This is a genomic window from Anaerolineae bacterium (assembly GCA_013178165.1).
Lineage (GTDB): Bacteria > Chloroflexota > Anaerolineae > Aggregatilineales > Ch27 > Ch27.
This window is the reverse complement of sequence record JABLXG010000035.1, coordinates 1-13,607: the sequence shown is the minus strand read 5'-3', so window position 1 is coordinate 13,607 and position 13,607 is coordinate 1. Positions and strand designations below refer to the sequence as shown.

General features: G+C 64.4%; 10 protein-coding genes. All 10 read left to right on the top strand.

What is annotated here, in order from left to right; translation table 11 throughout:
• Position 1: 1 nt before the first annotated feature.
• The 10 genes from cooS to HPY64_15815 all read left to right on the top strand — a co-directional run bounded on the left by cooS (position 2) and on the right by HPY64_15815 (position 13,375).
• Positions 2-2,017: an anaerobic carbon-monoxide dehydrogenase catalytic subunit gene (gene cooS, locus HPY64_15860; GenBank protein NPV68612.1), complete on the top strand. Its 2,016-nt coding sequence runs from the start codon at positions 2-4 to the stop codon at positions 2,015-2,017.
• Positions 2,018-2,028: 11 nt separating this feature from the next.
• Entirely contained in the window at positions 2,029-4,320 is a 2,292-nt protein-coding gene (gene cdhC / locus HPY64_15855) for a CO dehydrogenase/CO-methylating acetyl-CoA synthase complex subunit beta (protein NPV68611.1), read from the top strand.
• A gap of 27 nt (positions 4,321-4,347) precedes the next feature.
• Entirely contained in the window at positions 4,348-4,854 is a 507-nt protein-coding gene (locus HPY64_15850; GenBank protein NPV68610.1) for a CBS domain-containing protein, read from the top strand.
• A 4-nt stretch (positions 4,855-4,858) separates the two neighbouring features.
• Complete coding sequence (locus HPY64_15845; protein NPV68609.1) at positions 4,859-5,833, top strand: acetyl-CoA decarbonylase/synthase complex subunit delta; 975 nt, start codon at positions 4,859-4,861, stop codon at positions 5,831-5,833.
• Positions 5,834-5,852: 19 nt separating this feature from the next.
• Positions 5,853-7,190 (top strand): acetyl-CoA decarbonylase/synthase complex subunit gamma, encoded by a 1,338-nt coding sequence (locus HPY64_15840; protein ID NPV68608.1) that lies wholly within the window; start codon positions 5,853-5,855, stop codon positions 7,188-7,190.
• 82 nt (positions 7,191-7,272) lie between these two features.
• Complete coding sequence (locus HPY64_15835; GenBank protein NPV68607.1) at positions 7,273-9,174, top strand: DUF4445 domain-containing protein; 1,902 nt, start codon at positions 7,273-7,275, stop codon at positions 9,172-9,174.
• Positions 9,175-9,185: 11 nt separating this feature from the next.
• Positions 9,186-10,121 carry a dihydropteroate synthase gene (locus HPY64_15830; protein ID NPV68606.1) on the top strand — a complete coding sequence of 312 codons (936 nt, stop codon included), beginning with the start codon at positions 9,186-9,188 and terminating at the stop codon, positions 10,119-10,121.
• A 29-nt stretch (positions 10,122-10,150) separates the two neighbouring features.
• The gene (locus tag HPY64_15825) at positions 10,151-11,638 is read left to right on the top strand and encodes a hypothetical protein (protein ID NPV68605.1); all 1,488 of its coding nucleotides are present in this window, start codon (positions 10,151-10,153) and stop codon (positions 11,636-11,638) included.
• A gap of 97 nt (positions 11,639-11,735) precedes the next feature.
• Positions 11,736-12,506, top strand: coding sequence for an AAA family ATPase (locus tag HPY64_15820; protein NPV68604.1), 771 nt, complete (start codon positions 11,736-11,738; stop codon positions 12,504-12,506).
• Between the two features lie 80 nt (positions 12,507-12,586).
• Positions 12,587-13,375: an AAA family ATPase gene (locus HPY64_15815; GenBank protein ID NPV68603.1), complete on the top strand. Its 789-nt coding sequence runs from the start codon at positions 12,587-12,589 to the stop codon at positions 13,373-13,375.
• Positions 13,376-13,607 lie beyond the last annotated feature (232 nt).

Genomic DNA, 13,607 nt, shown 5'->3' with positions numbered 1-13,607 from the left:
CATGGCCAAAGACAAACGCAGCCCTGAGGAACACTCCATTGATCCCGCCGCACAGCAAATGCTGATCCGCGCCGAGCAGCTGGGGCTTGGCACAGCCTTCAGCCGCGCCGACGACATGGCTCCCTGTAACATCGGCTCAGCGGGGATGTGTTGCAAAATGTGTGGGATGGGTCCCTGCCGCCTGACCAAAGAAGGGCAGACCGGCGTCTGCGGCGCAACCATCGACACCATCCAGGCCCGCAACCTGACCAGAGCGATCGCCGCTGGCGCCGCCGCCCACTCCGACCATGGTCGCGATATGGCCTTCCTGCTTAAAGCCGTCGCCAACAATGAAGCGGAAGGCTATACCATTCGTGATGTGGCCAAGCTGCGTACTGTCGCTGCCCACTACCACATCTACACCGAGAATCGCTCGCCACAGGACATCGCCAAAGACCTGGCCGAGCTGTACATTTCTCAGTTCGGCCAGCAGCATGGCCAGGTGGCGCCAATCATCCGCGCGCCGGAAAAGCGCCAGCAGCTCTGGAAGAAGCGCGGGGTGATCCCACGCGGTGTCGATCGCGAAGTCGTCGAGGCGCTACACCGCACCCACATCGGCGATGACCAGAATGCGGAACACATCCTTGAACATGCCATCCGCACCGCGCTGGCCGACGGCTGGGGTGGTAGCATGATGGCGACTGATATCTCGGATATTCTCTTCGGCACGCCGGCCCCGATCCTTGGCCAGGCCAACCTGGGCGTGCTCAAGAAGGATATGGTCAACGTGGTTGTGCACGGCCACGAACCCAGCCTCAGCGAGATGATTGTCGCTGCCTCGCAGGATCCGGAGATCATCGCCTACGCGCGGGCAGCGGGGGCGAATGGCGTCAACCTCTCCGGAATCTGCTGCACCGCCAATGAAATCCTGATGCGCCAGGGCATCCCCGCCGCTGGCAACTTCCTGCACCAGGAACTGGCCATCCTGACCGGCGCAGTGGAAGCCATGGTCGTTGATGTGCAGTGCATCATGCAGGCTCTGGTTGGGCTGGCGCAGAACTTCCATACCAGAATCATCACCACCTCGCCCAAGGTGCAGATCAAGGGCGCCCTGCACATCGAGTTCGACGAACACAAAGCGCTGACTGTCGCCAAGCAAATCCTGAAAGCGGCCATTGACAACTTCAAGAATCGCGGCGAAACACACATCCCCGATGTCCGTGAGAGCCTGATTCCCGGCTTCTCGCACGAGTACATCAACTATATGCTGGGGGGCAGCTACCGCGCTTCCTTCCGCCCGCTGAACGACGCGATCATGGCCGGGCGTATCCGTGGGGTAGCGGCCATCGTCGGCTGCAACAACCCGCGCAGTTCCCAGGACTACCTGCACACCAAGGTAACGCGCGAACTGCTCAGGCAGGACGTACTGATCGTGCAGACCGGCTGCGGGGCGATTGCCAGCGCCAAGCTTGGTCTGTTGCTGGGAGAAGCCGGATTGGATCAGGTCGGGCCGGGCCTGCGGGAAGTGTGCGAGACAGTCGGCATCCCGCCCGTGCTGCACATGGGTTCCTGCGTAGATAACAGCCGTATCCTCACCGTCCTGACCCAGATGGTGGAGGAAGGCGGTCTGGGCGATGACATCGACCAGATTCCGGCGGTCGGCCTGGCTCCCGAATGGATGAGCGAGAAGGCCCTGGCCATCGGCACGTACTGCGTGGCTTCCGGCGCCTATGTGATCTTCGGCGGCTCATCGCCAGTCAGCGGGATGCCCGATCGTGTTGCCGACAGCGACATCGTGGCCCACTACATCAGCGAGGGCTGGGAGAAAGCCTACGGCGGCAAACTGGAGTTTGTCCCCGACCCGGATGAGATGATCCGCCGCACCCTGGCTCATATCGACAAGAAGCGTGCCGCCCTGGGCCTGCCCGCCTACGATCCAACCCGCTTCGGGCGCAGTGGCGATGCGCGGATGCTGGAGCTGGAAAAGCTGCCGCTGGCCGAACGCCAGGCCGCGCTATACGGCGCGTCAAACCGCTAAGGAGGGGGGTTATGTCTCGCTATATTGCTACCCGCGCCATTCGCGGCGCCAACCTGCTCGTCTCCGAAGCGGAAGCCATGCTGGAGCGAGCGCTGGCGGAAAAAGGCCCGGATACACCGGTGGCCTTCCCCAACACGGCCTACTACCTGCCGTTGATCTACGGCATGACCGGCCAGGCCGTGGAAACGCTCGGCGGGCTGCAGCCGGTGCTGGCCCATGCTCGCCAGTTACTGCACCCCTTGCCCTCCTCCCGCCACTGGACGCCTTACCTGGGGGAGACACTGGATAGTGGCATGGCAACGCTGCTTGCCGCAGAAGCCATCGAGGCCATCCGCTTCGCTTACGGTCTCCAGCCGGAGCGTATGCCCGGTTTTCACCTGGCCGGGGGCACAGCCTTCACCAGCCCGGACAACCATCTTGCCGGCCCGGGTGACCTGGCTGGACATCTGAACGGGCCGATCGACGATATCCAGCTGCGTTCCTGGGGCATCCAGCTGGTGGACGGGCGTATGCCCGGCTTTGCGGCGATCGTCGGGGCGGCCAAGTCCAATGAAGTCGCCGTCAAGATCGTGCGGGAACTGCAACGCCGTAATATCCTCTGTTTCCTCTCCGGCAACGTTAACGGGCGTAGCATCATCCACCAGTTGATCGAGGAAGGTGTAGAACTGGGCTACGACACCTACACTGTCCCCTTCGGTACAGACACGATCAGCGCCATCTACGCCCTGGGCTTCGCCGTGCGTTCGGCCCTGACCTTCGGCGGGCTAAAAGGCGGTCAGGCGCGCGAAATCCTGCTCTATAACAAGGAGCGCGTCTTCGCCTTCGTGCTGGCGCTGGGCGAAGTCGATGATCTCAAGTATGCGGCGGCGGCGGGCGCGATTAACTTCGGCTTCCCCGTCATCGCCGATACTGTCATCCCGGAAATCCTGCCGACCGGCGTGACCACTTACGAGCACGTGGTCAGCATGCCCTTCAACGAGATCGAAGGCAAGGACGATCTGGAACGTGCCGAGCGGCTGGTGCAGAAATGCATCGAGGTGCGCGGCGTCAAGATCCAGGTGACTGACGTGCCCGTGCCGGTGCCCTACGGTTCAGCCTTTGAGGGCGAAGTCGTACGCCGGGCCGATATGCGCGTCGAGTTCGGCGGCAAGTACTCCCGTTGCTTCGAATACCTGCGGATGGCCAGCCTGGACGAAGTGGTCGATGGCCGGATCGAGATCATCGGCCCCACCTTCGACCACATCGAAGAGCAGGGCCACATGGACATGGGCATCTTGGTGGAGGTCGCCGGGCGGCAGATGCAGGAGGACTTCGAACCCGTCCTGGAGCGACAGATCCATTATTTTATCAACGGTGCATCGGGCATCCAGCACATCGGCCAGCGCGATATCGCCTGGATCCGCATCTCCAAGGCTGCGGCTGACAAAGGCTTCAACCTGGAGCACTTCGGCAAAATTCTGCATGCCCGCTTCCACGCCGACTTCGGCGCTATCGTGGACAAGGTGCAGGTGACGATCCTGACCGATCCGGAGCTGTTACAGCAGTGGCTGGCCAAGGCCCGCGAAGCCTATGACTACCGCAACAAGCGCCTGGCCGACCTGACCGATGACCGGGTTGAGGAGTTTTATTCGTGCACGCTATGCCAGTCTTTCGCCCCGGATCACGTCTGCATCGTCAGCCCGGAGCGGCTGGGGCTGTGCGGCGCGTACAACTGGCTGGACTGCAAGGCCTCCTACAGCATCAACCCCACCGGCCCCAACCAGCCGATCAAGCTGGGCAAGGTGCTGGACCCGGTCAAAGGTTACTGGGAAGGCACCAATGCCTACGCCAAGATCGGGTCGCATGGCGCCGTTCAGGAAGTCTCCATGTACTCGATCATGGAGAATCCGATGACGGCCTGCGGCTGCTTTGAGTGCATCGTGATGCTCATCCCTGAGGCCAATGGTGTGATGGTTGTCAGCCGGGAAGACCCCAGCATGACCCCGGCGGGCATGACCTTCAGCACACTGGCCGGCATGGCGGGTGGCGGGTTGCAGACGCCGGGCGTGATGGGCGTTGGCAAGTACTACCTGGTCAGCCCCAAGTTCATCTCCGCCGATGGCGGGCTGAAGCGCGTCGTCTGGATGAGCAGTGTCCTGAAGGAAACCATGGCCGAAGAACTGCAGGCCGCCGCAGAACGCGAAGGTGACCCGGACCTGATCGCCAAGATCGCCGACGAGCGCCATGTGACGACGGTCGAGGAACTGCTGGCCTGGCTGGAGGAGCACAACCATCCGGCCCTGGTCATGGCCCCGATCTTTTAGAGCGCACACCCGGAGAAGCTGACACGGATGACCGAACGTGTGCTGGTTCGCGATTTGATGACGGTGGGCGTCAAGACATGCACGCCGACAACGCCCATCGTCGACCTGGCTCGCTTGATGCTGGAGCTGGATCTGGAAGCAATTGTTGTCCTCGGGTCTGACGGGCACGCCGTCGGTGTGGTCAGCCGCGACGATCTGGTGCGCGCTTATACGCGCGACGACTGCCGCTCGCTGACCGCCGAAGCGATCATGACCGACGGTGTGCCGCAGGTCCCGCCGGACATCCCCTTAACCGCCGCCGCCCAGATCATGCGGGATCGTGGCATCCGCGCGGTCTTCCTGATGCATCACGCCGGCGGCATCACGTATCCGGCAGCCATGCTGACCTATACCCATCTCCTGCGCCATCTCTGCGCCCAGGACGACGATGAACTGAGCGATCTCGGCATCCGCAGAGATCGCCAGCCGCCGCTCGATTCATTCAAGCAGCGGCGGGATGCTGCCCGCCGCCGCTCCCATCCTGCAGAGGAGTGATTCTATGCCTGTAGATATTCCCAAGGACAAATGGCCCGGCGCCGTCCGCACCATCACTCTTGGCGCCACCCCCGCTGAAGGCGGCACGCGGGCCAGGACGGTCACCGTCGGCGGGGAAAAAGCCCTGCCCTATATGCACTTTGAAGCGGAAATGCCGTACCGGCCGGTCATTGCGCTGGAGATCAAGGATCGCCGCCCCGATGACTGGTCGCCCCTGTTGCTGGAAGAATGGGGCGAAGCCGCCAATGATCCTGCAGCCTGGGCAAAGGCCGCCGAAACCGCTGGCGCTGACCTGCTGGTGCTGGCGCTCAGCCTGACCGGTGCGGATGGCCAGCCGACCACCCCGGCAGCCGCCGTTGCAGCGGCGAAGGCTGTGCTGGCGGCCAGCGGCCTGCCACTGATCGTTTTTGGCCCCGGCCAGGCCGAGGCCGACAACACCCTGTTGCTGGCCGTGGCAGAAGCGACCAAGGGCGAACGCCTGGCCCTGGGCATCTGCGAGGATAAGAACTACCGTACCATCGTTGCCGCCGCGCTGGCCAACGACCACCTGGTCACCGCCCGCACGCCAATGGATGTCAACCTGGCCAAGCAGCTTAACATCCTGATCAGCGACATGGGTCTGCCGCTGGATCGTATCCTGATGGACCCCACCACCGGCGCGCTCGGCTACGGGATCGAGTACGGCTACTCGGTCATGGAGCGTCTGCGCCTGGCTGCGCTGCAGGGCGACGCCATGACCCAGTTCCCCATGATCGTCACCCCTGGCTTTGAAGCCTGGAAGGCTAAAGAGGCCAAGGTCGGCCAGGGTGTACCCGCCGAATGGGGCGACTGGCGGGAGCGGGCCATCACGTGGGAGACCCTGACCGCCATCACCCTGCTTGAATCCGGCGCAGATATCGTCGTCCTGCGCCACCCGGAGAGCCTGCGCCGCGTACGTGCGGCCATCGACGATCTGATGACGGCGCCGGTCACCGCTTGAAGGCGAGGAGAATAGCGCAATGGCACTCTCAGGCATTCAAATCTACAAGCTGCTGCCGCAGACCAACTGTAAGGACTGCGGGTATCCCACCTGTCTCGCCTTCGCCATGAAGCTGGCGGCCAAACAGGCTGAGCTATCCGCCTGCCCGCATGTCAGCGAGGAGGCCAAAGCCCAGCTCTCCGAGGCCGCTGAGCCACCCATCCGCCTGGTCACGCTGCAGGCGGACGGTCATGAAATCAAAGTCGGCAATGAGACCGTGCTCTTCCGCCACGAAAAGAAGTTCTTCAACAAGCCCGGCCTGTTCATCCGCGTGTGTGACACTGACCCCGCCGAGACCATCCGGGCGCAGGTCGCCGCCGCCGATAGTTACCGGGTCAGCTATGTAGGTATGGCGCTCACGCTGGATGGCTTCGCGGTGGAGGCGGAAAGCAACGATGCTGGAACCTTCGCTGCCGCGGTCAGTGCGGTACGCGCCGCCAGCGCCCGCCCGCTGATTCTGATGAGCCGCGACCCGGCGGTAATGGCCGCTGGTCTGCGTGCCATCGACGGCGAAAGTCCGCTGATCTACGGCGCGGACTCCGCCAACTGGCAGGCCATGGCTGACCTCGCCCGCCAGCACAACGCACCGCTGGCCGTGCTGGGCAACTCGCTGGATGAACTGGCCGAATTGACCGAAAAAATCAAGGAAACGGGCGTCAGGGACCTGGTGCTCGATCACGGCGCACGCAGCATGGGCGCCGCCCTGATCCGCCAGACTCAGATTCGCCGCCTGGCGCTGAAGCAAAACTTCCGCCCGCTGGGCTTCCCGATCATCGCTTTCGCGGGGAACGACGCGCCCGGCGGCCAGGCGGTCATGGCCGCCCAGGCCATCGCTAAATATGCGGGCTTCGTCGTCCTGGACTCCTTTGCCCCGGAGACGGTCTACCCGCTGCTGGTGCTGCGGGAGAACATCTACACCGATCCACAGAAGCCGATCCAGGTGCAGCCGGCCCTGTATGAGATCAACAATCCTTCGCCGGAAGCCCCGGTGCTTGTTACCACCAACTTCAGCATCACATACTTCAGCGTGGCCAACGAAGTGGAAAGCAGCGGGCTGCCTGCCTGGTTGCTGGTCACCGACGCGGAAGGCATGAGTGTCCTGACCGCCTGGGCAGCGGGCAAGTTCGACGCTGAGCGCATCGCCAAAGCGGTCAAAGGCTTCAACGTCGCCGACAAAGTCAGCCGCAAGCGCCTGGTCCTGCCCGGCCATGTGGCCGTCCTTTCCGGCGAACTGGAGGAAGAACTGCCGGACTGGGAGATCCGCGTCGGCCCGCGGGAGGCGGTTGACCTGCCCGCCTTTATGAAACAGGCGCTTTAGCCGGGCGGGGGTGCATCTGCTGGCCTGAGGCACTGCCCCCGCCCCGATTGGATGGGAACCTGCAATAAGGACAACGTCGCCCATGACCCATCTTGTCACCTTCGATGCCGCGCCGGAGCCAGTGCGCGTCCCGACCGGCACTCTGCTCTCCGAAGCGGCGCGCCTGGCCGGGCTGAATCTGATGCAGCCCTGCGGCGGGCAGGGCCGCTGCGGGCGCTGCGCCGTCCGGATCACCGCCGGGACTGCCCGCCGTCGCAGCAGCCTGCGCCTGAGCGCTGAGGATATCGCCGCTGGCTGGGCGCTGGCCTGCCAGACGGTCGTCGAGGGCGATGTAACTGTCGCCGTCCCGCCCCAGGAAGCCATTGAGCGCCGCCTGACCACCGACCGCACCGCCCGCGAAGTTGAGGTGCCGCCCGGCTACAACCCGGCCCGTGACCAGACCGTCCGCCGCCTGAACCTGACTCTGCCACCGCCCAGCCTGGACGACCAGACCGACGACTGGAGCCGCCTGCAGACGGTCATCCGCCAGGAAGCCGGCCTCGCCGTCAGCCGTCTCGAACTGGACCTGCTGCGTCGGCTGGGGCGTATCCTGCGCGATGGCGAGTGGCGGGTTACAGCAGTGGTAGAGGACGGCCCGGCGGAGGCCCGTCTGATCGACCTGCGCCCCGGCCACACGCCGGAAGATACGCCGCTGTGGGGCGCAGCGATCGACATCGGCACGACCACCGTCACCCTGTGGCTGGTCGACCTGCTGACTGGCCGGGTGGCCGCCCAGGTTGCCGAGTACAACGGCCAGATCGCCCGCGGCGAGGACGTAATCTCGCGCATTATTTACGCCAGCAAGAACAACGGCGGGCAGGAGCTGCAGCAGCTGGTGCTGGAGACGATCACCGCCCTGCTGGAAGCCGCCTGTGCCCGCGTCGGGGCCAGCCCGTCCGAGGTGGTCAAAGCCACCTTCGCGGGCAACAGCACCATGATCCACCTGCTACTGGGCATCCCGGCGGAAAGCATCCGCCTGATGCCGTTTGTGACAGCCGTCAACCACGTGCCACCGCTGACCGGGCGCGAGATCGGGCTGCCGATCCACCCGGCAGCGGCAGTGGATTGCCTGCCAGGCGTGGCCAGCTATGTCGGCGCGGATATCACCGCCGGTGTGCTTTCCTCCGGCCTGGACGACGCAGAAGCTGCCACGCTGTTCATCGACATCGGAACCAACGGGGAGACCGTGCTGGGCAACCGCGAGTGGCTGCTGACCTGCGCCTGCTCCGCCGGCCCGGCCTTTGAGGGGGCAGGGGTATTACACGGCATGCGCGCCACCCGTGGCGCGATCGAAGAGGTCTGGATCAACGGGGCCAGCTACGAGCCAACCTTCCGCGTGATCGGGGGCGTCCCGCCACGCGGGCTGTGCGGCAGCGGGCTGATCAGTCTGCTGGCGGAGATGTTCCTGACCGGCGTCGTTGACAAAGGCGGGCACATCAATACCACCCTGCCCACGCCCCGAGTCCGTGTCGGCGATCACGGGCCGGAGTATGTGGTCGCCTGGGCGGCGGAATCGGCCACCGGCAACGACATCGTCATCACCGCCGTGGATATCGACAACCTGCTGCGGGCCAAAGCTGCCATTTACGCCGGGTTCAGCGTGCTGGCGGATAGCGTCGGCATGCCGCTGGTCGACGTTGACCGGGTGCTGGTTGGCGGTTCCTTTGGCCAGTACATCAATGTAGAAAAGGCGGTTGAGATCGGCCTGCTGCCGGATATCCCCTGGGAGCGCTTTAGCTTCCTGGGCAACACTGCTGTGCGCGGCGCATACCTGGCTCTACTGGACCGCGCTGCTCGCGAGCGGGTGCGGTCCATTGCCAGCCGCCTGACCTATATCGAGCTTTCCGCTGATAACCGCTTTTACGAAGCGTTTACTTCCGCGCTGTTCCTGCCCCACACCGACCTCTCCCGCTTCCCGACGGTGCAGGCAGCCAGGGCGACATGAAAGGAACGGCCATGTATATCATTGGTGAGAACATCCACATCATCTCCCAGCGCGTCAAAGATGCGCTGGCCGCCAAGGATGCCCGCTTCTTCCAGGAGCTGGCCGTCCAACAGGTGGAAGCCGGGGCCCAGGCCTTGGACATCAACCTCGGCCCGCGCAAAAAGGATGGCACTGAAGTCTTCCCCTGGATGGTGGAAACCATCGAAGCGGTCGTCGATGTCCCCCTCAGCTTTGACAGCACCAACCTGGAAGGCATCGAGGCCGGGCTGAAGAAGGTTACCAAGGCCCAGCCGATCATTAACTCCACCTCGGCGGAAGAAGAGCGACTGGAGAAGGTACCGCTGGTCGCCAAGCGGTATAATACGCGCCTGATCGCGTTGACGATGGGCAAGAGTGGCATCCCGGTGAGCGCCGACGAGCGGGTCAACATCGCGCTGGAGAAGCTGATCCCCCGCGCCCTGGAGATCGACTTCCCCATCTCCGACCTGATCATCGACCCGCTGGTGCTGACCGTCTCCGGTTGTCAGGAATACTGCCCGGAGCTGATCGAGGCTATCCGCACCCTGCAGTTCGCCTGGGATCCGCCGCCGCCGATCTCGGTCGGGCTGTCGAATGTGTCGAACGCCGTCCCGCGGGAGAACCGGCCGCTGATCAACCGCGTCTACTGTGTGATGCTGATGGGTGTCGGCCTGAAGATGATGATCGCCGATCCATTAGATGTTCTGCTGAAAGAGGCGATCCGGATTGTCGAACAGCGCGACGCCAGCACGCCGGTTGGCCGCCTGTACCTGACCCTGCACGACCGTGTCGCCGCCGGGGAAGAATTGACTGTTGACGATGTCGATATGAGCGATCCTGAGCAGGTCGCCATCTGGAAAACGGTGCAGATCCTGCTTAACAAGGTGATCTACGCCGACTCGTACTTGCAGCAGGCCACCACAGCCTAGCTGCCACAACCGTACACAGGAGGCGCACCATGCCTGGTTTCACTCCCGGCCGCCGCTGGCAGCCGCCCTTCTACCCCTTCAAGCGCGAGCCATTTGGCCGCCGGATGCTGGCCCAGCTGGAACGCTGGGTCAAGGGGCCGCTGTTCGGGTGCCGCATGTGCGGCAACTGCCTGCTGCAGGAGACAGCTTTCATCTGTCCAATGGAGTGCCCCAAGGGCCTGCGCAATGGCCCCTGTGGCGGCTCCACGCCGGAACATTGCTACGTCGATGAGACGCGCCCCTGCATCTGGTACAAGATCTACGACCGCTCTTTCCGCATGGGTCGCGAGGACAAGCTGCTGGAAGTCCTGCCACCCCTGGACTGGGATAAGGTCGGCGGCGAGACCTGGGGGGATGTTGTTGTTCAGGTTCGCAAGCTGGGCGTAGGCAGGGTTGCTCGTGGCCTGACCAGCCGCGACCCCGGCACACGGGCCGTCACCTGGGATGCGATCTTCCGCCCGGTGCGCCAGCCGGATTGGTGGGGCGGCGATGATCAATATCACCCGCCCGCCTACACCGAGCCAGTCTCCAACCTGGAGCGCCGCCTGCGGGCCGGGGAGTTCGTCGTGACGGCGGAGGTTGCCCCACCGATGAGCACGGCCACCGGCAAGCTCTGCCGCAATGTGGAACTGATCCGCCCCTATGTAGCCGCCGTCAATTTCACCGATAACCCCTCGGCTACACCGCGCATGTCCAGCCTGGCCTGCAGCATGCTGGCCTTGCAACATGGCGCGGAGCCAGTCATGCAGATCGCCGCCCGCGACCGGACGCGGATGGGCCTGCAATCGGAAGTTATCGGGGCCAGTGCGCTGGGCGTGCGCAACATCCTGTGCCTCTCCGGCGATCATGCCCGCATGGGGCCGGCGCCGGTTGGCCGTTCGGATGTCGTTGACATCGATGCGGTGCAGATGCTCTGGATTCTGCGCCGGATGCGCGACGAGGGCATTTACCTGGATGGCCGCCAGATCAAGAACCCGCCGCAGTACTTCCTGGGCGCGGCGGCGGCGCCCTTTGCCTCGGAGCCGCGCTTCCAGGCCCTGCGCGAACACAAGAAGGTCAACGCCGGGGCGCAGTTCTTCCAGACCAACCTGGTCTACGACCCGGATGGCTTTGAGGTCTGGCTGAACGCCCTGGCCCAGCGCAACATCCTGGACAAGGTCTACATCCTGGTCGGGATCACCCCGCTCAAGAGCCTGAAGATGGCCCAGTATATGCACCACGACGTGCCCGGCGTCGTCATCCCGGAGCGCCTGCTCAAGCGGCTGGAAGCAGCCGGCGACGGTGTGGAGGAGGAAGGCGTTCAGATCGCGCTGGAGCTGATCGAGGCGATCAAAGGCAAGCAGGGCGTCCATGGCATCCACCTGATGGCCGTGGGCTGGGAGGAGATCGTGCCGCGCATTGTGCGCGAGGCCGGGCTGCTGCCACCGGACTTTGTGGAGCCGGAGCGGGCTGTGACAGCGGACATGCCGCAGGCCTGAGGCCGGGCGCCGCGGCGCCAACATTGTTATTCAGGGGGGCGCGAGGACAGACGTCGAGGGTCCATACGCGCCCCTTGAGCGCAAGGACGGGCATACCATGAAACTCGCCATCAGCGGCAAAGGCGGCGTGGGCAAGACGACCCTGGCCGCCCTGCTGGCCCAGGCTTACGCCGATGCCGGGCGTGATGTCCTGGCCGTTGACGCCGACCCCGCCCCGTGCCTGGCCGGGGCGCTGGGCTTCCCACCGGAACTGCGCGCCCGGCTGCGCCCGATCGCCGAAATGGACGACCTGATCGAGGAGCGTACCGGCGCCAAACCGGGCACGATCGGCGGATTCTTCACGCTCAACCCGCGCGTCGACGACCTGCCGGAGCGCTTCAGTGTCGTCCATCGCGGCGTGCGCCTGCTGGAAATGGGCGGGGTCGATACAGGCGGCTCAGGCTGCATCTGCCCGGAAAGCGCCATGCTCAAGACGCTGTTCACCCACCTGCTCTTCCGCCAGGATGACGTCCTGATCCTGGATATGTACGCCGGGGTGGAGCACCTGGGGCGGGCCACTGTGGACTTCGTCGACGCCATGATCATCGTCGTGGAACCGACCCGGCGCAGCCTGGGCACCGCCGCGCAGATCAAGAAACTGGCGAACGACATCGGCCTGCAGCGCCTGTGGCTGGTCGCCAACAAGGTGCGGGATGACGACGAGCGCGCCTTTGTTCAGGCGGAAACGCCCGGTATCCCGCTGCTGGGGATGCTGCCCGCCGACCTGGCGGTTCAGGAAGCCGACCGGCTGGGCGTGGCCGTATACGACCACGTCCCGGCCCTGCGTGCGGCAGCGACGGAAATGGCCGACCGGCTGAGTCGCGGGTGACCGGCCTCCCCGGCGCGTGGTATAGTCACTGCAACGTCGCATACTCTGTAGCTATCTATGGCCCTCAGGAGAAGCCAACCATGACCACCACCATCGCACTCGCTGGCAAAGGCGGGGTCGGCAAGACCACCATCGCCGGGATGGTGATCAAGTACCTGGCCCAGAGCCAGCCCGGCCCCATCCTGGCCATCGACGCCGACCCTTCCAGCAACCTCAACATGGTGCTCGGCCTGCCGCTGGAATGGACGGTAGGCGATATCCGCGAGGACATGCTCGCGCAGGTCAAAGAATCGCTGACGGCCGGCGGCGCGGCGATGGGCGCGCTGCCCGGCGGCCTGAACAAACGTGACTATCTGGACCGCGAGATCCGTTCTGCCCTGGCTGAAGGCGACCGCGTCGACCTGATCGCCATGGGTCGCCCGGAAGGTCCCGGCTGCTACTGCGCCGTCAACCACAACCTGCGCGAGGTCATTGACGGCATCAGCCGCCATTACCGCTACGTGGTCATCGACAACGAGGCCGGTATGGAGCATCTCAGCCGCCGCACCACCCGTGACGTACAGATTCTGCTGATTGTCACCGATCCCACCCAGCGCGGCCTGGTCGCCGCCGGGCGCATCGCCGCGTTTCAGCGCGAGATGGACATCCACATCGAGCGCAGCTACCTGATCGTCAACGGTCTGCGGGGGGAGACGATCCCCGCACCATTGCAGGCCCAGATCGACAGCCTGGGTGTACCCTTCCTGGGCGCAGTGCCTTATGACGCCGGGCTGAGCGAGCTGGAGTTCAGCGGGCAGCCACTGGTCAACCTGAGCGATGAGTCGCCGGTCTATCGCAGTGTGGCGGATATGCTGCGCCGGATTCTGTAGGTTCCCTCCCGCCCCTGTCAAATCAAAAGATAATGTTACCGAGCGGAGACGGTTCGTTCATTTGATAATGTTACCGGGCTGTCCTCTCCTTTCTGGGAGTGTTGGGGAGCGAATAGGGTCAAGTAGACGTTCTGGGTATCGCCGGGAGCGGCGAGCGGCAAGGCAAAAAGCTGGTCGAGCAGGTCATAGATGCGCTGGCGTAAGCGACGGGGATTGGTGGCCTGGCGAAGCG

Coding starts and splice junctions, on each gene's coding strand:
- cooS (NPV68612.1), top strand. CDS start 2: ATGGCCAAAGACAAACGCAGCCCTGAGGAACACTCCATTGATCCCGCC.
- cdhC (NPV68611.1), top strand. CDS start 2,029: ATGTCTCGCTATATTGCTACCCGCGCCATTCGCGGCGCCAACCTGCTC.
- HPY64_15850 (NPV68610.1), top strand. CDS start 4,348: ATGACCGAACGTGTGCTGGTTCGCGATTTGATGACGGTGGGCGTCAAG.
- HPY64_15845 (NPV68609.1), top strand. CDS start 4,859: ATGCCTGTAGATATTCCCAAGGACAAATGGCCCGGCGCCGTCCGCACC.
- HPY64_15840 (NPV68608.1), top strand. CDS start 5,853: ATGGCACTCTCAGGCATTCAAATCTACAAGCTGCTGCCGCAGACCAAC.
- HPY64_15835 (NPV68607.1), top strand. CDS start 7,273: ATGACCCATCTTGTCACCTTCGATGCCGCGCCGGAGCCAGTGCGCGTC.
- HPY64_15830 (NPV68606.1), top strand. CDS start 9,186: ATGTATATCATTGGTGAGAACATCCACATCATCTCCCAGCGCGTCAAA.
- HPY64_15825 (NPV68605.1), top strand. CDS start 10,151: ATGCCTGGTTTCACTCCCGGCCGCCGCTGGCAGCCGCCCTTCTACCCC.
- HPY64_15820 (NPV68604.1), top strand. CDS start 11,736: ATGAAACTCGCCATCAGCGGCAAAGGCGGCGTGGGCAAGACGACCCTG.
- HPY64_15815 (NPV68603.1), top strand. CDS start 12,587: ATGACCACCACCATCGCACTCGCTGGCAAAGGCGGGGTCGGCAAGACC.